Below are 21,556 nucleotides of genomic sequence, written 5' to 3' on the forward strand. Positions count from 1 at the left end.
ATACCCTTAAACGGCTGCCCATATACCTGTTACCGTGGTAGATACATTATGTGTATTTACTTATCTTTACACAATTTGGTTTTTTCACCCTGTCCTACTTATATCGTAAGTAATCGTTGGTATGGTTGCGGTTGTTTTATCGTCAAAGAGGAATGAGCCGCGAACTGAAAGAGGGGTATGAGGAATAGCAACACGCCCTTGAATATCGCCGCCCAATTGGGCAGCATCCCCACCGTGCCCACCACTGGTGACACCTGGAGCAATGCCAATACCAATGTAGTCACCTGTCATGCCTTGTGGAACTGGAGCCGCAGCCGCAGATTTTGCAAATGAAAAGGTCATCGCGCTAGCAATGCCAAGGGAAAGCATACCAGTTAGTAAAGCTACTTTGGGATTTTTCATTAAACCTTTCATCTTCTTTTCTCTTTATTGTTTAGAAGTGGCATAACTTTATGGTTTGTACAACCAAAATAGTTAACTTTCTATAATTACAGTTTCTAGTTTTTCTAGAAGTATGCGGGTGAAGAAGGATAAGTTAGTAATTAAGTTAAAGAGAAGTTAATATCTAAGCTCTTAATAAATTAGGGGTGTATTATAAGTACACCCCTAAAGCAAATTTATGAAAATTACTTTTTTCAAAATAATTCAACGAGCAGACTTTACCCAGTCATACTATTTCCCAAAATACCTGATATTGTAGGGGCGTACAGCCGATTCATTTGTTGCAAAGATTTTTGCCAATGGTATCAAATCTAGAGATATGATCTGACTATGGAATAAGTTCAGCAGATGGAGGAAGAATCTCAATGCCATATTTAGGAGCTGTAGCGAGGATTTTTTCCAAGTCTGTAGTACTTAAAGGTGGTACAGAAATAACCTGATTTGCTGGTTTACCAACTTCTGCAATAAACTTCTCAAAACCAGATGGTGTTACCCAAACCAGCATCTTTGCGGGTAATGAGCTTTTATTAGTAAATTGATGTAGTTGTCCTTTAGGTGAATGGAGAAACGTACCAGGCGTTGCTATTATTATTTCCCCATCTAGATAAAATTCCAATTCTCCCTCTTGGATGTAAAACGATTCATTTTCCCGCGAATGACGGTGAGGAGGTGTACCACCTCCTTGTGGTGCAATTATGACTTCGCAGAGGGCATAAGCCTGTCCTGTCTCTTCGCCTACTGCTTTGAAGGTATAGAGATCCTGAGCAAACCAGTAAGAAGTCCCTTCGCCGGGTGGTTGCAGCAAACTTTTTTGTTGAATAGTCATTCTGATTCTCCTGATAATTCTTGTTTTATGTGTATTCGACATCGCATCTGTTTTGGCAGAATGCTTTAATATCTAAGCGATCGCTAGATATTCTTTTCACTTTTCAAAAATTGACAAAAGGTGTGTGAGTTCTATGCAGTGGTAAAACTGTCAAATTTAAGGTGTAAGGAGTTGGAACTCCTGTATCATTTACGACCCTAATAAAGTAATCTTCAGAAGCGGGTAACTGACCAATCCAATTTTGACCACTATTTGTAAGACGAGTTCCATCCACGCCAAACACTGACAGAGTAAGCATTTGGCCAGTTAGCGACCTCACGGAGATCGATCCCTCTTGGCCGGCCATCGCTTTAAACACATAACTATTTAAAGCATCTGGTTGCAGATAGCCTCTCAAATACTTTCCATCACTCCCCGGAGCAAACTGAATACGCTGTGCTGGAAGCACGATCGCAGCAGCAGGTTTTGTTGGTAAAGTAAGCCAGGTTGTTCCTAACGTCCCTGTAGTTAATAGACTTGTTAGCAATACATTTTTTAGAATGCTTTTCATCTTTTTTCACCTTTTTTTATCTTTTGAGAACCATCAGGACTTAGGCAAACAACAGTACAGTTTTGCGTAAGTCCTAACCAAATACAAGGTTCATGTGGAGTATAGAAGTACATCTGTGCATTGGTGTCAACTTAAGCTCAAACGCTTATTCCACAGGCGTTTTGCCCCCCTTAATCCCCCCTTGTAAAGGGGGGAAACAAGAAAATCCAGTTCCCTCCCCTTTCTAAAACTACCGTGTATACACAAGTCCTAAAAACCTAGCTTGATAGGACTTTCCTCGTTCCCAGTCGGAGACTGGGAACGCATTCATTGAGTCTCTGACTCAATTTCTGACAGGAGGCAGAGCCTCTAAATCAGGCATTCCCATGCAGAGCATAGGAACGAGATAAAACGAGATAAACGAAAAAACAATGGAAAATCAAGCTTTTTTCGACTTGTGTATACACCGTAGCCTTTCTAAGGGGAGGGTTAGGGTGGGGTAACGCAGACTGTGATGGTCAACCAGAGAACTGAACATCACCTCATTACAAGGGTTTTCACGTTAAGTTGACACCAATGACAGATATGCGCCCTTACAACATCAGGGATTAGTTAGTAATTTGGCACTAACGCAGCCCAGGTATTTACACCAACGATGCCATCCGGTGAAAGCCCCATTGCTTGTTGGAAGTTTTTAACAGCAGTAGTCGTTTCATCTAGAAAATTGCCAGTCACAGGTAAGGTTGTCCCATCTGGTAAAGTACCATAACCTTCTAAGATCAGAAGTTGCTGCAAAACTGCAACTGCCAAACTGGAACTAGTAGGTTGTTGAAGCTGTGCTAGATCATCATTGAGATTAGCGATCGCAATTTTAGTAACAGTAGTCATGAGTGTTTTCCTCTTTTTAATGAATTGTTGTTTATGGGTGACTGAGTAACTCAGCACCACTAATATTGAGTTTCCTCTTTGCAAAGATGTTTGAGGGTGAAGAAAGATAAGTTAGCCGATAAGATAAAAATCTGATTTTATTTTTGAACTTATTTGCGTAGGTTGGGAGTAGAGAATGGGGAATCAGCCTTTTCGAGTTCTACTGAGTTTTTCAAAAATCCAATAGAATTCCTATATTTCACCAATCTGTAAGTTTTTCTTTAAACTTTTTGATAACTTATCTTTCTTCACCCTTAAGCTTTGGCTAGTAACTCAAACTGATGTTAAACAAAGGTTGGGTAAGATAAATGATTACTAAAAACGCAATCATAAAAAGTCCTCCAAAATTCACACTATTACAAAAAGGTAGTTTGGGTCTACTGATATTAGGAATTGTTTGCTTTTCTAGTTGGGCTGTTTTAGGTAAACATCCCACGCAAGCCAAAATAGATAATCACAAAGCTGTGCCTGTAGTTGCCACTAATGTCACTGAAGCAACTGTACCCCTAGAAATTCGTAGTACGGGAACTGTTGAGGCGTACTCCACCGTATCAATTAAGTCACTAGTTGATGGGCAATTGATGGGAGTTTACTTTCAACAAGGGCAGCAAGTTAAGAAAGGACAGCTATTATTTAAAATTGATCCTACGCCTTTTCAAGCAGACTTAGATCAAGCGATCGCTAAACAAGTACAAGCACAAGCACAAGTAACTCAAGCGATCACTAATCAGCAACAAGCCAGCGATCAAGTAACCCAAGCAAAAGCCACACGGGTAAAAGATGCAGCCGAAGCACACAATGCTGATATTGAAGCACAACGCTACACTCATTTATTCCAACAAGGAGCAGTTACCCAGGAACAAGCTCAACAATATCGCACCAGTGCAGATGCAGCCGAAGCAACTGTGGCTGCCGATCAAAGTGCAATTCGAGAAGCGATCGCTTCAGTAGGTTCAGCGAAGGCAAATGTGCAAAATGCTCAAGCGAATCTCAAAGCTGCTGAGGCGGCTGTCAAAAGTGCTAAAACTCAACTTGCTTACACGACAATCTACGCTCCCATTGACGGGCAAACAGGTGATTTGCAAGTTAATCAAGGTAATTTGGTCAAAGCTAATGATACTAGTGGATTAGTCGTAATTAACCAAACTCATCCCACTTACGTTTCCTTCTCCATTCCCCAGCAGCAATTACCGACACTTAAAAAATATATGGCTACAGGGAAGCTAGAAGTAGACGCGTTAATGCCAAATAATTCTGCACAGCCAATCAAGGGAGAACTCAGCTTTGTAGATAATACCTTGGATGCCACAACTGGAACCATTCAGCTAAAAGCTACCTTTAGCAACACTCAAAGACAGCTATCACCAGGGGAATTTGTGGATGTGGTGCTGAAACTGGCTCAGTTACCCAATGCGATCATTGTCCCTTCCCAAGCATTACAAACTGGACAAAACGGACAGTATGTGTTTGTTATTAAACCTGACAAAACAGTTGCAGCCCGTCCAGTGAAAACTGGGGATACTGTAGGCAACGAAACGGTGATTAATCAAGGACTGCAACCCGGTGAACAAGTTGTTACTGATGGGCAATTCAACCTCGCGCCTGGTGTCTCTGTTGCAATTAAACAGTAATTATTAAATTGTGAAAAAACAATGATTTACCATATTATCAAGCATTTTATCAAACAATTTTGCTGGGTAACGATCATTTTAGCGATCGCCCTCTACACTTTCCAAAATGTCACTTTAGCTGATCAGCCACCAGTTACAGATTCTATGGTTGCGGTTCAGGGAACAGTCACCGGCAAAGTACAAAAGGTAGGATTCCGGGCTTTTCTGTTCAAGCTGGCGATTCAGTACAACTTGGCTGGTTGGGATCAAAACCTCAGCGATGGAACTGTGGAGTTTATTTGGCAAGGGCAACAATCTCGAATTGATCAAGCCATAGCGGAAATTTCTAAAGGTGATACATCGGCAATTGTTAATCAGGTTTTGACTAAATCAATACCTGTGAATCCTGAACTAAATACTTTCGTTGTCCGAGGTTGGACTTCTGTTAGTCGTCATTATTTTATACCCACTGACCTAACTTTCACGTTACGAGATGACAATAGCGTTATCTCTGCAAAGGCAGCACAAAAAATTTACCAAAATACTATTCGCCCAATCGTAGGGACGCTTGCGCCTGGTGTATCTGTTGCTATTAACCAATCTGCTAACAAATAGCGATCGCCTTTGTAGGGGCTTACATTTCTACGCATCTGCGGTATGCCTCAATAAAAACATTATTCCCACTAGCCATGAATATTACATCTCTGTTCATTCGCCGCCCAATTATGACCACCTTGGTGATGTTGGCGATTCTAATTTTTGGGCTGATGAGTTACTTTATGTTACCTGTCAGCGACTTGCCAAGCATGGATTTTCCGACAATTGCCGTGTCTGCTAGTTTACCAGGAGCCAGCCCGGAAACGATGGCAGCATCGGTGGCAACGCCTTTAGAACAGCAATTTTCTACGATCGCCGGCTTGGATTCTATGAACTCCACCAGTTCTAAGGGAAGTAGCCAAATCGTACTGCAATTTGATTTGAGTCGAGATATTGATGGCGCAGCCCAGGATGTACAAGCAGCGATCGCCCAAGCAACTAAGCAATTACCTAGTGATATGCCCAGTCCGCCATCATATAAAAAGGTGAACCCTGCACAGCAACCCATTCTTTACATTACTCTCAGTTCAGATTTAGTTCCACTTTCTGACATAGATAAGTATGCAGAGGAGACATTAGCGGAACGCCTGTCAATGGTGGATGGGGTGGCGCAGGTTTTAGTTTACGGTTCCCAGAAATATGCAGTGCGAATCGAAGTTGATTCCCAATCGCTGAAAGCTAAAGGGTTAGGTATTGATGATGTTGCCAAAGCTATCGCTCAAAATAACTCCGATTTACCTACTGGGAATCTCTACGGTAATCACAAAAATTATACAGTTCAAGCTAATGGTCAACTGCTCAATGCTAACGACTATCGCGGCTTGACTGTTGCTTATAGCAATGGCGCACCTGTGCGTTTGGGTGATTTAGGTCAAGTAGTTGATAGCGTGGAGAATGATAAAATTGCTAGTTGGTTTTTTGCCAATCAGGGACAGATTCCTAAACGTTCGATTATTTTGGCAATTCAACGTCAGCCGGGAACCAACACCATTAATATTGTAGATGCTGTTAAGGCATTACTTCCCAGTTTGCGATCGCAGATTCCCACTGCGGTGAATATGGATATATTCTACGATCGCTCTCAAAACATCCGCGACTCAGTTAATGATGTCAAATTCACATTATTACTCACCATTTGCTTAGTAGTCTTAGTCATCTTTCTATTTTTGCGAAATCTCCGTGCTACTTTAATCCCCAGTGTGACTGTACCTTTATCTTTGGTGGCTACCTTTGCAGTTATGTTACTTTTGGGGTTTTCCCTCGATACACTTTCTTTGATGGCGTTAACCTTGAGTGTGGGTTTCGTGGTAGATGACGCGGTAGTAGTGTTAGAAAATGTTGTCCGTCATATAGAAATGGGCGAAAGTCGTCTGCAAGCAGCCATCAACGGTTCCAAAGAAATTGGTGGAACGATTATTTCCATGACTTTATCCCTAGTGGCAGTCTTTATCCCCATGTTATTCATGCCGGGGATTTTGGGGAGATTATTTCATGAATTTGCTGTCACTATTGCCGCCGCCATTTTAGTTTCTGGTTTACTTTCTCTTAGCTTAACACCGATGTTATGCAGCAGATTTTTGCAATCAGAACATCACCAAGCAGGGGAAGAGAAAGAAGTTGATGATAAAAAGCAAAACTTTTCCCTACGTTTCTACGCTTGGAGTTTGCGAAAGTCCTTAAAATATCACCGGACAACAATGATTGTATCTGGTGTAATTTTCTTAGCGACAATGTATTTATTTGCGATCGCTCCGAAGGGCTTTCTTCCTAGTGATGATAACGGATTAATTCTTGCTCAAACCCAAGCTGCTCAAGATATATCCTTTGGCGACATGATTAAGCACCAGGAAGTAGTAGCTAAAATTATTCGCAATGACCCAAATGTAGATGTCCTCAACTCGATTGTGGGAACATCAGTTACAGGCACAGCAGGTAATAACACTGGGATTATTGTTATCCGCCTCAAACCAACTTCCCAACGACATCTCAACGCTGATGAGGTGATTCAGGAATTGCAACCAAAAGTGTTAGGGGAACCGGGGATTAAAACGTTCTTAATTAATCCACCAACCATTAACATTGGCGGTAAGCAGACAAACGCCGAATATCAGTTCACCTTAGAAAGCACCAATTTACAAGACCTGTATAAATATACGCCAATTCTGCAAGATAAACTCAGCAAAATTGCCGGGTTACAGGATGTTAATAGTGATTTACAAATTGATAACCCCCAAGTGAATGTGCAAATTAACCGCGATCGCGCCAATGCCCTTGGTTTAACTGCCGAACAAATTGAAACAGCCTTGGGTGATGCCTATGGTACGTTACAAGTTTCCACTATTTACGCCCCAGACAATGAATATGAAGTCATATTAGGGTTGTTACCACAGTATCAACAAGACCCGGAAGCCTTGAATTTGCTTTCGATTCATTCTCCTAATGGTCAGCTTGTCCCCTTAAATGCAGTGGCCACCTTAACAAAAGGTGTAGGCTCGTTAACTGTCAATCACCAGGGACAACTCCCAGCCACAACCATTTCCTTTAACCTCAAACTGGGCGTATCTCTAGGAGAAGTGACAGATAAAATCCAACAAGTTGCCCATGATACCCTACCTGCAACCATTAGCACCAGTTTTCAGGGTTCAGCCCAAGCTTTTCAATCTTCAATTGCTGGATTGGGCTTATTATTGCTAGTGGCAATTTTGGTAATTTACATTGTGCTAGGCATTCTTTATGAAGATTACATCCACCCGCTAACAATTTTATCAAGTTTGCCTTCTGCTGGGTTCGGCGCACTGCTGACGTTGATGTTGTTCCATATTGATCTCAACGTTTACGCCTTTATTGGCATCATCTTGCTTGTGGGCATTGTCAAGAAAAACGGCATTATGATGATTGACTTTGCAATGGAAACCCAACGCCATACAGATAAGTCACCCCGTGATGCCATTTATGAAGCTTGTTTAGTCCGCTTCCGCCCAATTATGATGACCACAATGGCAGCTTTGATGGGAACATTGCCCATTGCTCTTGGTTTAGGCGCTGGTGCAGAGTCACGCCGACCTTTGGGGATGGCAGTAGTGGGAGGTTTGCTATTTTCTCAACTGCTGACACTATATATTACTCCAGTGTTTTACACCTACATGGAATCGCTGCGAAGAAGGTTGGAAAACAGCAGCCATGAGAAACATTTACAAACATTGTAAATAAGTGGGTTTGAGCTTTGGCAGTTTGGAGTATTGTTAACTTGGTATAAGCTAGTTTAACTGAGATATTTATGGCAAAGTCATTTAATAGACTCCCGTCTGAAGCTAGCCCAGTCAAAAAGAACATTATCTCCAAACTAACAACTTGGGTTACTACGTCCAAAGGAATGTCAACGCTACTACTAGGTAAAATGGCATTCAAAATGGCGATCGCATCAGCTATCTCTCTAATTATTGCTCAAGGGTTGCGTTGGGAATATCCATTTTATGCAGTCATAGCAGCAATTATTGTTATGTCATCTACCTACGGTAGTACCTTTAAGCTGGGTATTCAACGATTAATTGGTACAACTATCGGTGCGGTAACTGGAGCGATTTTTGCGATCGCTTTAGGTAGCAATTCATTATCATTAGTGTTGTGTGTTTTTCTCACAGTATTTTTCGCTTCTTACTTTAAATTCAATGAAGCCGCGAAATTAGCAGGTTATATTGCTGCGATCGTCATTTTAAGCCATAGCCAATCTCCCTGGATTTATGCTTGGCACAGATATTTAGAAACCTTTTTAGGTATTGCTGTAGCCTTGGTGGTAAACAATTTGATTTTTCCTGCTCGTGCAGGTACAGAATTGCGGCGTTACCTTTCTCAAACGCTGGTACATTTAGAAGAATTTTATCGTTTGGTTGTAAACTGTGCTTTGACAGGCAATTATGATCGTGCAAGTGTTGATGGATTGAAACTGAATATTATTAATTCTTTACTAACAGAACGAGAGTTATGGAAGGAAGTCAGACAAGGACAAACAAATGAACCAATAGACGTAAGAGTAAATGAAGCTTGGGAGTTTCTTATTCACAGGATTTGGGAACACATCCTCGCTATGGAACATACTGTACTTGCCAGACAACAGGATAATTTCTGGCAGATGCTTTCACCGCAAATCACACAACTAGCACAGGAAACTCAAAAGGCAATGCTGAGTTTGGCAACAGCCGTTAAATCCCCACAATCTCGTCTATCTTTACCAGAGATAGAAATTGCTATCTCTAATGCAACCCAAGAACTAAACCAATTGCCAGAAATTCAACAAGCAAATTATTCAATGGATGAATTATTGCGGTTTTTCACTTTCTTTTACACACAAGAAGAAGTGGGTAGAAAATTACAAAGAATGGCAGCGTTGCTTAACCCAAGTAACTCTTAATGAAGTTCATAGCGGCTATTCTCAATGAAAAAAGAGCCATCTCGCTAGTGAGAGATGACTCTTTTTTCATCTCCTAATTAGGCTGTAACTGGCGCACCAAAAAATTTCTCAGTGTTTTGTGGTCGAGTAAATTCTAGATATTCAGCAACAAGTGCAGGTGGTAGTAATTCGAGTAGTAATTGATTCTCAACCCAGAACTCAACTACTTTGAAAGGGCCGCGATCGCACAGTTGTGCAAACCATCCTTCTCGCCTAGCAATTTGCTCAATGCGTTCTTGATCAACAGGAACAGAAATTGCAGCATGAAAGGGCGAAAGTCTAAGAGAGACTGCGTTTTGAACAACATCTCGATGTCCGGCAGTAGGAACCAATTGAGTCCCAAATGGATAGATTTCAATCGCTGTACCATGCCCATCAAAATCCATCACAATGTATCCTCCTAAAATAGGGCTAAATGAATAGACAGTGCCATTGCAAATTTCTGCTAAAGCATTAGCAACACGAAGCGGGTCTTTTACTGCAATAGAAATGTGGTGAATCATAGCTAACCTCTGAATATTTTATATATTTTTTGGTCGTTGAATGTAAATTCACGTATATATCTTGTGAATTTACATTCAAGCCTTTTAGCTTATAGAGAGTTGCAAGTGAAGAAAACAACTGAATTAATTGCCATAATTCAAATCATCAATCGCATCTCTACCAGCTGCGATCGCTGTATAATGTTTGGCTCGATTAATATTAGCTTCGGCTCTATTACGCCAACCAATAACAAAATTGTTATCTTCTTCTCTAGATAAATCTTGATCTGCACGCTGCAACAGAGTATAAATCTTCTGGAATTTATCGCGGTGGTTTAACCAAGTATCTATTTGGGGATAATCATTGATATTTTTAGCATCTAAAATTCCTGCAACATCAATATCTTCAATAGCCTGATGAACCTTTTGAGCAGCTATTCTTGCTTCTTGAGTCACATTATATTCATCAGGAGTTTCCAGCATTAATTCAGCTTTCCGCAAGTCGCTGCGTGCATGGAGGTAGAAGGGATGATTACCTGGAATATCTGCTAAAGCAATGCCATTTCCTAAAGAAACTGTGAGTAATCCAGTTAAAAGGCCAATTGCACTTATTTTACGAGTCATCATAATTTTGAATAGAGCTATTGAATAGCTCGGCGAGTTGACTTTCATTTCTAGTGTCGATTTAAAAAAGTCAATTCGGGGTCAAGATAGATAAGTTATCGAAAAGATATGTTGTAGGCGCACACAGATGTGCTACCATACGCCGTCAAATTTCCACGGTAACAACTGTACCCTGTGGCTGATTATCCTCAATCGTAATTGTGCCACCGTGAGCCTCAGCAACCATTTTGCAAAATGCCAAACTCAAACCAATTTGTGAAGTGCCACTAATCAAACTTCCTGATTCATATTGAGTGAAAATTGATTGCTGCAAATCTCTATTTATTCCTACACCTTCATCAGTGACGCGAATTGTTGCTTTTTTCACAGATTCAGAAGTCTCTGGATAATTAATTTCCAGTGTAATTCTGCTATTTTGGGGAGATGATTGGATTGCATCAGTAATGAGATTATCAAGCAAGCGATGGAACAATTCAGCATCAATGGACAGCCAACGTCCTTGTTCTGGTAATTTGCTGATAAATTGGATTTGTTTAGAATTTGCGATCGCCTGAAAATTTTCTACTACTACTTCTGCTAGTTCGTTAAGGTCTATCTCCACCAGATTTAACACGAGTTTGCCAGATTCCATCTTGGCTAACCGCAGCAAACCTTTAATAATAGAATCGATTTCCAGTCCGGCTGCGTATACCATTTCGGCGCGTTCTCGATCTTTGGCTTCCAGGTTACTTTGCAGTAGTAAGTGACTCCCCAGTAAAACAGTAGACATTGGCTGTCGTACATCTTTTACTACAAGCTTAGATAAATCCCGTCGCAGATTAACGCTGGCTTGGAGTGCGTCGTATTGTTGCTTAATTCGCAACATAGAACGAACACGCGATCGCAATTCTACCCCATTTACAGGTTTGGTCAGAAAATCATCAGCACCAGCAGAGAGCGATCGCGCTAAGTCTTCTTTAGAATCAAGTGCTGTCACAATAATAATGGGAATTGGTTTCCAGTTGGAATTTGCCTTGATGCGTCTGCAAGTTTCAATGCCATCGATTTCTGGCATCATCACATCTAACAGGATGACATCAGGTAAACTCGATTCCAAGCGACTCAAAATTTCTTTGCCACTGTTGAAGTAAGTTAAGTGATGTCCTTCCCGACGCAGTAGCAATTCAATCACTTCAAATCCATTCGGTTCATCATCCACTACCCACACAGACTGTTTGCGTTCCATAACAGTTATCAGTTACACACTTTAATAAAATGAACTTATATCCAAGAATGTGGTCATGAATAATACAGAGAAAAAGCTTTGCGTAGGCGTAGCCCACCGCAGGCATCGCTAGATAAGAATGACCACTGTAATCTTTCTACATGGCAGAGCGATCGGGAAATGAAAATACAACGAAACCTTTAAGATTATCAAGTGCCAACTTAAGCCTTGGCGAATAGAATTCGCGGCTACACAAACAAAGTCCGCCTTCGCGGACTAAGAGAAAATTAATGTTTTTAACCCGCGTAGGCGGGTTTCGTCTGTGTAGACGCGGTTTATAACCGCCGATTTCGCGTTAAGTTGACACCCACGACAGATATGTTTTAAATAAATAAAAACTGCCGTTAAGTTCTCGCTAACTTATCCATCTTCACCCAAAACCCTTTGTTAAAAACCGAAACTTGTAACCAAGAGAAAGGAAAACATCGATTCACAAAGGAGTTTTGGGTTATGAAGACAGTAAAACACGATTTTGGCGATAATTCCCATCCACTAACTGATTTAGATTCCAATTTATCATTACCGCAGCTTGAGCAACCACGGCAAAATACTTGGAAAAAGCCTTTAACCTATTTGGGATTAATATTGGCAGGTGCAGGTATCACAGTTGCAAGTCTGCATTTATTACCATATACTCAGCCTTTGCCTCAAGCATTGCAACCTTCCCTTGCAGAAACAGCAAATCAAGCATCTGGAAATTTAGCCACAGATAGTAATCCTAACTTTATCACCGCCGTAGTTCATCAAGTTGGCTCGGCAGTGGTGCGAATTGATTCTACACGTACAATCAAAAATCCCAACGCTGCTATTTTTAACGATCCTCTAATTCAGCAATTTTTTGGCTACGACTTGCCAAAAGTGCCATCTCAAGAAATTGAACGGGGTATTGGTTCTGGTTTCATCATTGATTCTAATGGAGAAGTTCTCACAAATGCCCATGTAGTCAATGGTGCTGATACCGTGAGTGTCACCCTCAAAGATGGACGTACCTTCAAGGGCAAGGTTATGGGTGCTGATCCGGTGACAGATATTGCTGTGGTGAAAATTGAGGCTAATAATTTGCCCACAGTGAGGTTAGGTAATTCTGACAAATTGCAACCAGGAGCATGGGCGATCGCGATCGGTAATCCCCTTGGTTTAGATAATACAGTAACCCACGGCATTATTAGCGCCATAGGTCGCTCTAGTTCTCAGGTAGGAATGCCTAATGAACGTGTTGATTACATCCAAACTGATGCGCCAATTAATCCTGGTAACTCTGGCGGCCCACTGCTGAATGCTTCTGGCGAAGTAGTTGGGATTAACACAGCAATTATTCAGAATAGTGAAGGTTTGGGCTTTGCAATTCCCATTAACACCGCCAAGAAAATCGCTACACAATTAATCAGCACAGGGAAAGTTAATCATCCTTATCTAGGTATCCAAATGCTGACATTGACACCAGAGGTTAAAGAGCAAATTAACAGCGATCCCAACTCTCCCATTACTGTTGAAGAATCTCAAGGTGTACTAATAGTCAAAGTTGCGCCAAAATCACCAGCTAATACAGGCGGAATCCGTGCAGGTGATGTGATTGTAAAAGCAAATAATCAACCAATTAATAATGCTCAAGAACTGCAACAGGCTGTAGAAAATACTTCTGCTGGCAAAAGTTTACAACTGCAAATTATGCGAAATAGACAAATTCTTAATCTGAGCCTTGAGCCGAGAGCATTACCTGCCAATACAAAATAAAATCGACTTATTTCATTCAGGTGTTCACCCATTACTCAAAAATACAATAAAACCATGAATATTTTTGGAAACACTCATATCACTTCGGTGATTTTCCCAGTAATCCTGTTAGCTATTTGGATCGGGATTAGATATACAATAACCACCCGTGCTGTGGGTAATCAAAAAGCTAGCAGAGAATTACTTTACACTCTCCCGTGGATTTTAATTAGCCTTGCGGTTGTATTGATAATTTCTCGATTAGGAAAGTATGGCTCGTTAACTTTGCTGATTATTTACGCAGTTTATTTGGCAAGCTACCTGATATATCTCTTAACTTGGCACTGGCGTAAAAAGCAAGCAGGTTATTTGCTACTAAATATTGGGCGGTTGTTAAGGAATAAACGTTTAATTGGGATGACTTTAATTAGTGTGATTTTTGCATCTTTGTACTCTGCTTCATTTATTTATGAAGTTCTGACTAAAGACTTCAGTTATGATAGCCTTGCTCTGAGTCACTTAGCTGGAGTACTCATTCTCTGGTCTTCAGTAATTATCTTGATTTCCCGTGTTTTAAGTAAATTAGAGTTCACAGAAAACGGCATTTGCTATATGTTTTCACTTATGAAATGGGAAAATATTACATCCTACAGTTGGGAAAAAGAGATAAATAACGTACTTATAATTGGCTTTCAACCTCGCTTCCCACTCATGAGATCCTATTGGCGTTTGCTGATTCCTTTAAACTATAAGGATACTGTTAACCAAATCCTAACACAGCATCTAATTAAGACCAGAAAAATATCGTCTTCATCTTCTTTTGTGCAAAACTAATTCTCACTGAGGTTACTTATTTATCTATCAAATCATTGTTTAATAAACTTATTCAGGCTTAATTTATGCTACATAACACTCAATTACCTAATAAACCTAAGCCTTTCCGTTTAAATACAATGATAGTGGCAATTATCAGCGCTGCTGTACTATTAGGAATTGTCATTGGTGTGAGTTTAACTAGTCTTGCTAATTCTAATCCAGAGAATATCAACAGCAGTGTTTATATCGATAGTGTTGCACCTGATGCAAATGTCTGCGTACAATATGGCGCAAGTGCGATCGTCACAGATACTCGCGTTTTTCTCACTCTCAATCCCTTTAAAGTTTATGTTACACAACCGCGTATGCAACCTGGATGCGTTTTGCGTACTAGCGATTGGGCAATTTTACAACAAAAAAATCTTGTGACATCGCAACAAGCAAGCAATTGTAAAAATAGCTTAAATACCTTTGCTTACACTGGAAAGTTAGAAAATTCGCCACAAGTTTCCTGCGTTTATCAAAATGATGCTGCTGGTAATCTATTTGCCTCTCAGAATCATCCCTAATGACGTGCTATTACTACGCTCTAAGCAAAGCTATGCCGCAGGCTTTACGCAATTCATAATTAATGTACAAAAAAATTTAGACGCGGGGTGTTTGTACTAGTTTAATTGCAAATTCTTTGGATTACTCAATTATCAGTTTATAGATTGGTAAATTATGTCTACCGTTCATGAGAAACAAATAGGCTCGTCCTTACCTAGTTCAGAAAATGTTTGGATTGAAGGAATAAAAACCGTTGTTTTAAGCCTGATTTTGGCTTTAGGAATTCGTACTTTTGTGGCTGAGGCCCGTTATGTTCCTTCTGGCTCGATGGAGCCAACTATTCAGCCTAATGACCGCTTGATTGTAGATAAGATTAGCTATGATTTTAGCTCTCCCAATCGAGGAGATATAGTAGTATTTAATCCTACCAAGACACTCCAATCAGAAAATTACCATGATGCTTTTATTAAACGGGTTATTGGATTACCTGGAGAAAAAGTAGAGGTTAAAAATGGACAAGTTTATATCAATGGCTCACCTTTAAAAGAAAACTACATCGAAGCTAAACCAGACTATAAATTTGGCCCGGTAACTGTCCCAGCTAACTCTTATTTGGTTCTAGGAGACAATCGTAATGATAGCTATGATAGCCATTATTGGGGCTTTGTTCCCCGTAGTAACATCATAGGTAAGGCATTTTTCCGCTTTTTCCCCTTCAACAGTATGGGGGAATTTTCTAGACCTGTTTACGTTTCAAATTCTACAAGAAATTAAGAGAATAATATTATGCTCACAATAGTTTTGCTAATTGAATTTGTTTTTGTAATTGTATTGATGTTATGTGGGGGCTTAATTTTGAGCTTGTTGCCTTCAAAGCTTAATCTTTAGTTACTACACCTTGAATCAATTACGAAAATTCTACTCATACTTTAGAAATAAATTACAGAGGATTGAATGACCATGAATAACTTAATATCTCTTCCAATTGAATTTGAAAATAATCAGACAAAATCTCAGAAGCTAAATGATGGGGTGCGTAATTATTTGCAAGAAATAGGGCGAGTAACTTTGTTAACCCATAAACAAGAAGTTATTTTTGCTCAACAAGTGCAGCAGATGATGAATTTATTAGCTGCTAAAAAAGAATTAGCTATGCAATTAAAGCATGAGCCAACACTACAAGAATTGGGTGAATATCTGAATGTAGATGCTGGGGTGCTGCAACAACAATTAAATCAAGGACAACAAGCCAAGCAAAAAATGATTGCGGCTAATTTGCGGTTGGTGGTTTCAATAGCGAAGAAATATCAGCAACGAAACATGGAGTTTTTAGATTTAATTCAAGAGGGTAATTTAGCTTTAGAGCGAGGGATTGAGAAATTTGATCCGAATCGTGGATACAAATTTTCTACCTACGCTTATTGGTGGATTAGGCAAGGAATTACGCGGGCGATCGCACAACAAAGTCGCACTATCAGATTACCTATTCACGTATTTGAAAAACTGAATAAAATTAAGCGTATACAGCGAGAATTATCACAACAATTAGGTCGTACTCCTAATACTAATGAAATCGCTACAGCTTTATCTATAACACCTGATGAAGTTAGAGAATGTTTGCACCTTAGTCGTAAACCCATGTCTCTAGAAACCCGAATTGGTTCACACCAAGATACAGAATTGCAAGATATTCTTGAAGATACCGGGCTTTCTCCAGAAAACTACGTTGCTGAAGAATCTCTACAAAACGACTTACAAAAGTTGTTATCAAAATTATCTCCCCAACAGCGAGAAGTTTTAACTATGCGCTTTGGTTTAAAAGATGGAAACGAACTTACTTTAGCAGAAATTGGTAGAGGTATGGGTGTGAGTCGAGAAAGGGTGCGACAAATAGAGCAACAGGCTCTCAAAATCCTTAGACAAAATAAGGAATTAGTCAGTATTTATTTCGCTAGATAATTTCAACATTTAATTAACAGGCTAATTGCTATGACTAACGTTTTGCTTTGTCTTATTTTAGGATTGGTGGCAGGCATAATTAGCGGAATGACAGGTATCGGCGGCGGTATCATCATTTTGCCAGCTTTGATGTTTTTCTTAGGTTTTTCTCAACATTTAGCACAAGGAACTACACTAGCATTGCTTGTCCTGCCAGTGGATTTATTAGCAGCCTGGACGTACTATAAACAGGGTGACGTAGATATCAAAGTAGCTACCATCTTGTGTTTAGGATTTATTTTAGGTGGATGGCTTGGTGCAAAAATTGGGATAAGTTTACCTAATGATATTTTAAACAAAGGTTTTGCTTTTTTACTGCTTGTAAGTGCTTTCAGAATTCTATTTATATCTCATCCAGAATCACTGTGATAAATATAAGTTTTTCTGAATGAAAAGAATTAGGTAACTTATTTCGTGTATTATACGAGCGTTGTCATCACGCTTCTAGATAATTAATACCATTTCCATCAATCTTTGCAACAAATGAATCAGAAGTGTAATTTGTCCTGAATAGCGAAGGTGGTATCGCTTGAATATTCTAGAATTTACCTTATTGGTTTGGCTTGGTTCTACCACTGCCGGATTTTTGGGAGCGCTGACAGGTTTAGGGGGTGGAGTGGTATTAGTACCACTGTTAACTTTGGTTTTTCACGTTGATATTCGTTACGCCATTGGTGCTTCTTTAGTCTCTGTAATTGCAACTTCTTCCGGCGCAGCTTCTGCTTATGTCAAAGAAGGTTATACAAATCTCCGCTTGGGGATGTTTTTGGAAGTGGCTACGACATTTGGTGCGATCGCAGGTGCAATCATCGCCGCCTACACTCCTACTAGAATACTAGCTGTGGTGTTCGGCGTTATTTTACTTTACAGTGCCTACCTTTCACGTTTACCCCACTCAGAACATCAAGATAATAAACTTCCCAATCCTCTGGCAACTCGTTTGCGCTTAAATAGTACTTACCCAACTTCCGAAGGCGAACAATCTTATAACGTCCATGCTGTAAGAACGGGTTTTAGTCTCATGTTTGTTGCCGGTATCCTTTCTGGTTTATTGGGTATTGGTTCCGGCGCACTCAAAGTATTAGCAATGGATCAATTTATGCGGATTCCCTTTAAGGTTTCTACCACCACCAGCAATTTTATGATTGGGGTGACAGCCGCCGCTAGTGCAGGAGTTTATTTAAAACGAGGTTACATCGATCCCGGTTTAGCAATGCCTGTAATGTTGGGTGTACTATTAGGAGCATTGTTAGGCGCAAAGGTGTTAATTAGAGTCAAAGTAGGAATTTTAAGAACTATTTTTAGTCTAGTAATTTTGCTCTTGGGAATTCAAATGATTTACAACGGTTTGACTGGGAGTATTTGAAATGCTAGGTAATAAACGAAACTTCAGCGAAAGACAATTTGAAATTGTAGTCGGCAACCTTTTAAGATATGGGGTAATTCTCGCTACCATTATAGTTTTTATTGGTGGAGTATTTTATTTAATTCGTCATGGCGGTGAGGCTTCTAATTATCAGATTTTTCACGGTGAACCGCCTTATTTTCGTAGCCCTGAAGGAGTGGCAACAGCAGCTTTTTCAGGTCGTCGTCGTGGCATAATTCAACTGGGATTACTATTATTAATAATTACACCTGTTGCTAGAGTTACCTTTTCCCTATTAGCTTTTATGCGACAGCGAGATACTACTTATACTATTGTGACGCTAATTGTGTTGGCAGGCTTGCTCATCAGCCTTAGCGGTAATTAATGTAAGGGCGTACATCTGGTGTTATATACACAAACACTCGACACAATAGTAAAATCAATTTACCAGTAAACTAAAAATTTTTTTATAAGCCGATTATTCTGCCTGTGTAGGGTGTAAATTCAAAAGTTAGTTCAGATGAAATTTAAAAATTTCTAGTAACTAAGAAGTGTAAAATGAAATTCCCCAAAATCCACTTATCTACTCCCTCGAATCCTAAAACCTTAGAAAGTCCCTCAACCTTAGTACCTAAGCTTTCTAGTATTCCTTCAGCAAATGTGACACAGGGACACAAGTCAACTCAAGAAATCGAGGACAATGCGGTAGCTGAACAACAAATGGAAGCAACCAAACTAAAGCTACAGGCAAAGTCTGGCAGGATTACACAAGAGGGACAGGAACGCTTAACTGTCTTGCAAGCCAAGATAGATGGATTATTGAATTCTCGACTGGAACATGCAACTCGATTTGGTCATAATATTACCAATATACCGCTCAGAAGACCAGATATAAGAACACCAATTCAGGCAAAACTGACAATTGGAGAGCCTGGTGATAAGTATGAGCAAGAAGCGGACGAAACAGCGTCTCAGGTAGTGCAACGGATTCATCAGCCACAGAGCGAGAAACTTCAGCGAGAATCGTTGCCTGAAGATGATGAGTTACAAATCAAACCGGGGCGCAGGATACAGCGAGAGTCCTTACCTGAAGAGGAAGACGAATTACAGATGAAGCCGATGGTGCAGCGATCGCCACAACCACTGGAGCAACACGAGCAAGATCCTGCCACCCAAAGACAGTCAGTATCTGGAGATAGTGCAACTGACAGTGAATTGGAAAACATGGATCTTAGATACTACAGCAAGGAAGGAATGCAAGAAGCTGGAAAAAGTTCCGTGGGACACATGGGAACCGGAGAGTCCATTTATGAGAATCAAGGCCCAACCGATCCTTCCTACAAAAACGTAATTCAAGAAAACAAAAATGGTCAAAAATCCTTAAAACTAGGGTGGGGAAGTGCTGCACATATTATACAAGTTGGTAATAGTTACTTTTTGAAAAAACTCAGTGTTGGAGGAAGTATATATTCACCTGATAAAACCGATATCCAAGGCAGGTGGCAAGGAAAATATAAAGAGGAAAGCAATGATATGGAGATAGAATTTCCAGTATCTGCGGAAGGGGGAGTAGTGAACTTGAGCGAAGTAATTACATTTGGTGTGAGTTCATGTTCATTTTCTGTGATTTCTGATACTGAACTTAAGAATATTATTATTATGCATATCAATAACAACCAGAAAATGCCCTTCGATGAAATTTATGATAAAAGCCCAGCCTTCCGAGAAGGGATGACAAAAATGTTTGTGAGCATGATCAACGATCAAGAGGAAGTAGAAAAAGTGCTAAATGCAGCTAATAAAGCAGGGATAAAAACGATGGATATCCTGGAAAGACCATATAATCCGAACGATGCAGATAAAATCAACCTGTATACGCATCATAAACTTGGAGTTGCATTTACAAACGATACTCCAGAGATATTTGGAGAACAAGGGGATTCTGAATCAATCTTTAAAGCGGTAATAGAGAAAGTATTTAAAAAAGTAAGCGCTCAAATTAAAGAACAATCTAGCTTCTTGGGGAATTTGTCTGAAGAAAAAGTGGTAAATATATATGAAGAAATGCATAGTGCATTACAAAATCTACAAGTAGAAGTTATTGAAGCTGATTTGCAGGCGTTAGATTCAAATATGAGATTAAGGAGTCAGGGAAATATCAACGAGACTTCAGAAAGAAGAACAATATTTGGTGCAAAGAGCGCATTTGCTAATCAGCAAAGACCAGAAGTAAAAGAGATAAGAGAAAAAATTAGAAAAATAGTTGATCGCCGCTTCAAGCAAGATATTTAAAACCGGATAAACTTGGGCAAAGCGACCACTTGACAATCTGGATCAAGAGAAATATCAATTATTGCTTTAGGTAGGGTAGCAAAAATGTGCATCTCCACTGGAAGAGTAAAAATGGTATATTGCTTTTGAATTGACCAAATATGAGCAATGAATTTGCCCGTAGGACAGCGAAGTAGAGGTGTAGTGCTTAGTCCCACAGGACAGGCAAAACTGCAAAATCGGATGCTTCAGCTAGACATTGAACGCTATGCTGTTCAGGAATTTGTGCGACGATCGCAATTAGTTGAAGGTCAAGGTTTACACCCAGCAACAATTCGGAAGATTCTACGATGTCAGGGCGTTGACAAAGATTCCATCGCTTTGGTCTTTAAAGCTGTAGATTTACAGCTAGAACTAGAAGATTATACAGGCGCACGGCGAGTTTTAGAAATAGGAGCGGGGGAGCGGGGGAGTAGGGGAGCAGAGGAGCAAAGGAGCAAGGAAGAATTCACTAGCCACAATCAAAGGGATTGGGGCGAAGCTGTTGATGTAACATTGTTTTGCGGACGTTTGGCAGAAGTTGCGACGTTACAGGAATGGGTGCTTAATGATAAGTGTCGATTGGTTGCACTTTTAGGCGGTGGTGGAATTGGTAAGACAACTTTGGTAACAAAGTTAGCAGAGCAAATTCAAGACCAGTTTGAGTTTTTGGTGTGGCGGAGTCTACGGAATGCTCCTCCTTTAACAGACTTGCTAGACGATTTACTCAAATTTCTATCTTCACAGCAGGTTAGTGATTTACCAAGCACAACAGCAGGTAAGCTTTCCAAATTGATGGAATATCTACGTCAGCATCGCTGTTTGTTGGTGCTGGATAATCTCGAAACTTTGATGCAAGATGACACTTATGCAGGTAAGTTTCAAGGAGAATATGAGGGCTATGGCGAACTGCTGCGACGTGTAGGTGAAGTTTCCCATCGCAGCTGTGTGCTGATGGGAGCAATGCGGTTTTGTCAGATCCAGTAAAAAACAAGCGATCGCAAAAATAAAATCTAAGTAAGAAGTAACTTTATTTACTAAATATGTGCTGGTAGCC

Annotated in this window: 21 protein-coding genes; 14 read left to right on the forward strand and 7 right to left on the reverse strand. The window is 40.1% G+C overall.

The features are described 5' to 3' along the window. Positions 1 to 84 precede the first annotated feature (84 nt). The 4 genes from H6G86_RS34500 to H6G86_RS34515 form a co-directional block, all read right to left on the reverse strand. Entirely contained in the window at positions 85 to 414 is a 330-nt protein-coding gene (locus H6G86_RS34500) for a hypothetical protein (RefSeq protein WP_190938128.1), read from the reverse strand. A gap of 355 nt (positions 415 to 769) precedes the next feature. Continuing rightward, complete coding sequence (locus H6G86_RS34505; protein WP_190938129.1) at positions 770 to 1,267, reverse strand: quercetin 2,3-dioxygenase; 498 nt, start codon at positions 1,265 to 1,267, stop codon at positions 770 to 772. A gap of 103 nt (positions 1,268 to 1,370) precedes the next feature. Continuing rightward, positions 1,371 to 1,817, reverse strand: coding sequence for a hypothetical protein (locus H6G86_RS34510; RefSeq protein WP_190938130.1), 447 nt, complete (start codon positions 1,815 to 1,817; stop codon positions 1,371 to 1,373). A 591-nt stretch (positions 1,818 to 2,408) separates the two neighbouring features. Next, positions 2,409 to 2,684, reverse strand: coding sequence for a peptidoglycan-binding domain-containing protein (locus tag H6G86_RS34515; RefSeq protein WP_190938131.1), 276 nt, complete (start codon positions 2,682 to 2,684; stop codon positions 2,409 to 2,411). A gap of 347 nt (positions 2,685 to 3,031) precedes the next feature. On the opposite strand from H6G86_RS34515, the gene H6G86_RS34520 reads away from it, so the two are divergent. From H6G86_RS34520 to H6G86_RS34535, 4 genes are all read left to right on the forward strand, one after another. Beyond that, positions 3,032 to 4,354 carry an efflux RND transporter periplasmic adaptor subunit gene (locus H6G86_RS34520; protein WP_190938132.1) on the forward strand — a complete coding sequence of 441 codons (1,323 nt, stop codon included), beginning with the start codon at positions 3,032 to 3,034 and terminating at the stop codon, positions 4,352 to 4,354. A 21-nt stretch (positions 4,355 to 4,375) separates the two neighbouring features. Beyond that, on the forward strand, positions 4,376 to 4,948 hold the full coding sequence (locus tag H6G86_RS34525; protein ID WP_199338539.1) for an acylphosphatase: 573 nt from the start codon (positions 4,376 to 4,378) through the stop codon (positions 4,946 to 4,948). Positions 4,949 to 5,022: 74 nt separating this feature from the next. Beyond that, the gene (locus tag H6G86_RS34530; protein WP_190938133.1) at positions 5,023 to 8,136 is read left to right on the forward strand and encodes an efflux RND transporter permease subunit; all 3,114 of its coding nucleotides are present in this window, start codon (positions 5,023 to 5,025) and stop codon (positions 8,134 to 8,136) included. Positions 8,137 to 8,303: 167 nt separating this feature from the next. Further along, entirely contained in the window at positions 8,304 to 9,338 is a 1,035-nt protein-coding gene (locus tag H6G86_RS34535) for an FUSC family protein (protein WP_242065117.1), read from the forward strand. 77 nt (positions 9,339 to 9,415) lie between these two features. Here H6G86_RS34535 and H6G86_RS34540 read toward each other — a convergent pair whose 3' ends face one another. From H6G86_RS34540 to H6G86_RS34550, 3 genes are all read right to left on the reverse strand, one after another. Beyond that, positions 9,416 to 9,880, reverse strand: coding sequence for a hypothetical protein (locus H6G86_RS34540; protein ID WP_190938135.1), 465 nt, complete (start codon positions 9,878 to 9,880; stop codon positions 9,416 to 9,418). A gap of 123 nt (positions 9,881 to 10,003) precedes the next feature. Next, positions 10,004 to 10,486, reverse strand: a complete 483-nt coding sequence (locus H6G86_RS34545; protein WP_190938136.1) for a hypothetical protein — start codon at positions 10,484 to 10,486, stop codon at positions 10,004 to 10,006. 142 nt (positions 10,487 to 10,628) lie between these two features. Further along, positions 10,629 to 11,708 carry a hybrid sensor histidine kinase/response regulator gene (locus H6G86_RS34550; protein WP_190938137.1) on the reverse strand — a complete coding sequence of 360 codons (1,080 nt, stop codon included), beginning with the start codon at positions 11,706 to 11,708 and terminating at the stop codon, positions 10,629 to 10,631. A 489-nt stretch (positions 11,709 to 12,197) separates the two neighbouring features. Between H6G86_RS34550 and H6G86_RS34555 the strand changes: the two genes are divergently transcribed. From H6G86_RS34555 to H6G86_RS34600, 10 genes are all read left to right on the forward strand, one after another. Then, positions 12,198 to 13,481: an HhoA/HhoB/HtrA family serine endopeptidase gene (locus H6G86_RS34555; RefSeq protein WP_190938138.1), complete on the forward strand. Its 1,284-nt coding sequence runs from the start codon at positions 12,198 to 12,200 to the stop codon at positions 13,479 to 13,481. 54 nt (positions 13,482 to 13,535) lie between these two features. Next, complete coding sequence (locus H6G86_RS34560; RefSeq protein WP_190938139.1) at positions 13,536 to 14,294, forward strand: DUF5673 domain-containing protein; 759 nt, start codon at positions 13,536 to 13,538, stop codon at positions 14,292 to 14,294. Between the two features lie 65 nt (positions 14,295 to 14,359). After that, positions 14,360 to 14,845 (forward strand): DUF3172 domain-containing protein, encoded by a 486-nt coding sequence (locus tag H6G86_RS34565; protein WP_190938140.1) that lies wholly within the window; start codon positions 14,360 to 14,362, stop codon positions 14,843 to 14,845. Positions 14,846 to 14,999: 154 nt separating this feature from the next. Further along, the gene (lepB, locus tag H6G86_RS34570) at positions 15,000 to 15,599 is read left to right on the forward strand and encodes a signal peptidase I (RefSeq protein WP_190938141.1); all 600 of its coding nucleotides are present in this window, start codon (positions 15,000 to 15,002) and stop codon (positions 15,597 to 15,599) included. Positions 15,600 to 15,785: 186 nt separating this feature from the next. After that, positions 15,786 to 16,784 (forward strand): RpoD/SigA family RNA polymerase sigma factor, encoded by a 999-nt coding sequence (locus H6G86_RS34575; protein ID WP_190938142.1) that lies wholly within the window; start codon positions 15,786 to 15,788, stop codon positions 16,782 to 16,784. Positions 16,785 to 16,814: 30 nt separating this feature from the next. Continuing rightward, the gene (locus tag H6G86_RS34580) at positions 16,815 to 17,192 is read left to right on the forward strand and encodes a sulfite exporter TauE/SafE family protein (RefSeq protein WP_190938143.1); all 378 of its coding nucleotides are present in this window, start codon (positions 16,815 to 16,817) and stop codon (positions 17,190 to 17,192) included. A gap of 160 nt (positions 17,193 to 17,352) precedes the next feature. Further along, a complete protein-coding gene (locus H6G86_RS34585) occupies positions 17,353 to 18,189 on the forward strand; it encodes a sulfite exporter TauE/SafE family protein (RefSeq protein WP_190938144.1) in 837 nt (278 codons plus the stop codon). Position 18,190: 1 nt separating this feature from the next. Beyond that, positions 18,191 to 18,574: a DUF1634 domain-containing protein gene (locus H6G86_RS34590; RefSeq protein WP_190938145.1), complete on the forward strand. Its 384-nt coding sequence runs from the start codon at positions 18,191 to 18,193 to the stop codon at positions 18,572 to 18,574. 335 nt (positions 18,575 to 18,909) lie between these two features. Further along, on the forward strand, positions 18,910 to 20,481 hold the full coding sequence (locus H6G86_RS34595) for a hypothetical protein (RefSeq protein WP_190938146.1): 1,572 nt from the start codon (positions 18,910 to 18,912) through the stop codon (positions 20,479 to 20,481). Between the two features lie 147 nt (positions 20,482 to 20,628). Beyond that, positions 20,629 to 21,486, forward strand: a complete 858-nt coding sequence (locus tag H6G86_RS34600; protein WP_190938147.1) for an NB-ARC domain-containing protein — start codon at positions 20,629 to 20,631, stop codon at positions 21,484 to 21,486. Positions 21,487 to 21,556 lie beyond the last annotated feature (70 nt).

Origin of the sequence: Nostoc sp. FACHB-133 (assembly GCF_014698055.1) — a bacterium.
Taxonomy (GTDB): Bacteria; Cyanobacteriota; Cyanobacteriia; order Cyanobacteriales; family Nostocaceae; genus Nostoc.

Bases quoted from the DNA above. Each gene is read 5' to 3' on its own strand.
- H6G86_RS34500 (WP_190938128.1), bottom strand. From the start codon at position 414: ATGAAAGGTTTAATGAAAAATCCCAAAGTAGCTTTACTAACTGGTATG.
- H6G86_RS34505 (WP_190938129.1), bottom strand. From the start codon at position 1,267: ATGACTATTCAACAAAAAAGTTTGCTGCAACCACCCGGCGAAGGGACT.
- H6G86_RS34510 (WP_190938130.1), bottom strand. From the start codon at position 1,817: ATGAAAAGCATTCTAAAAAATGTATTGCTAACAAGTCTATTAACTACA.
- H6G86_RS34515 (WP_190938131.1), bottom strand. From the start codon at position 2,684: ATGACTACTGTTACTAAAATTGCGATCGCTAATCTCAATGATGATCTA.
- H6G86_RS34520 (WP_190938132.1), top strand. From the start codon at position 3,032: ATGATTACTAAAAACGCAATCATAAAAAGTCCTCCAAAATTCACACTA.
- H6G86_RS34525 (WP_199338539.1), top strand. From the start codon at position 4,376: ATGATTTACCATATTATCAAGCATTTTATCAAACAATTTTGCTGGGTA.
- H6G86_RS34530 (WP_190938133.1), top strand. From the start codon at position 5,023: ATGAATATTACATCTCTGTTCATTCGCCGCCCAATTATGACCACCTTG.
- H6G86_RS34535 (WP_242065117.1), top strand. From the start codon at position 8,304: ATGTCAACGCTACTACTAGGTAAAATGGCATTCAAAATGGCGATCGCA.
- H6G86_RS34540 (WP_190938135.1), bottom strand. From the start codon at position 9,880: ATGATTCACCACATTTCTATTGCAGTAAAAGACCCGCTTCGTGTTGCT.
- H6G86_RS34545 (WP_190938136.1), bottom strand. From the start codon at position 10,486: ATGATGACTCGTAAAATAAGTGCAATTGGCCTTTTAACTGGATTACTC.
- H6G86_RS34550 (WP_190938137.1), bottom strand. From the start codon at position 11,708: ATGGAACGCAAACAGTCTGTGTGGGTAGTGGATGATGAACCGAATGGA.
- H6G86_RS34555 (WP_190938138.1), top strand. From the start codon at position 12,198: ATGAAGACAGTAAAACACGATTTTGGCGATAATTCCCATCCACTAACT.
- H6G86_RS34560 (WP_190938139.1), top strand. From the start codon at position 13,536: ATGAATATTTTTGGAAACACTCATATCACTTCGGTGATTTTCCCAGTA.
- H6G86_RS34565 (WP_190938140.1), top strand. From the start codon at position 14,360: ATGCTACATAACACTCAATTACCTAATAAACCTAAGCCTTTCCGTTTA.
- lepB (WP_190938141.1), top strand. From the start codon at position 15,000: ATGTCTACCGTTCATGAGAAACAAATAGGCTCGTCCTTACCTAGTTCA.
- H6G86_RS34575 (WP_190938142.1), top strand. From the start codon at position 15,786: ATGAATAACTTAATATCTCTTCCAATTGAATTTGAAAATAATCAGACA.
- H6G86_RS34580 (WP_190938143.1), top strand. From the start codon at position 16,815: ATGACTAACGTTTTGCTTTGTCTTATTTTAGGATTGGTGGCAGGCATA.
- H6G86_RS34590 (WP_190938145.1), top strand. From the start codon at position 18,191: ATGCTAGGTAATAAACGAAACTTCAGCGAAAGACAATTTGAAATTGTA.
- H6G86_RS34595 (WP_190938146.1), top strand. From the start codon at position 18,910: ATGGAAGCAACCAAACTAAAGCTACAGGCAAAGTCTGGCAGGATTACA.
- H6G86_RS34600 (WP_190938147.1), top strand. From the start codon at position 20,629: ATGAATTTGCCCGTAGGACAGCGAAGTAGAGGTGTAGTGCTTAGTCCC.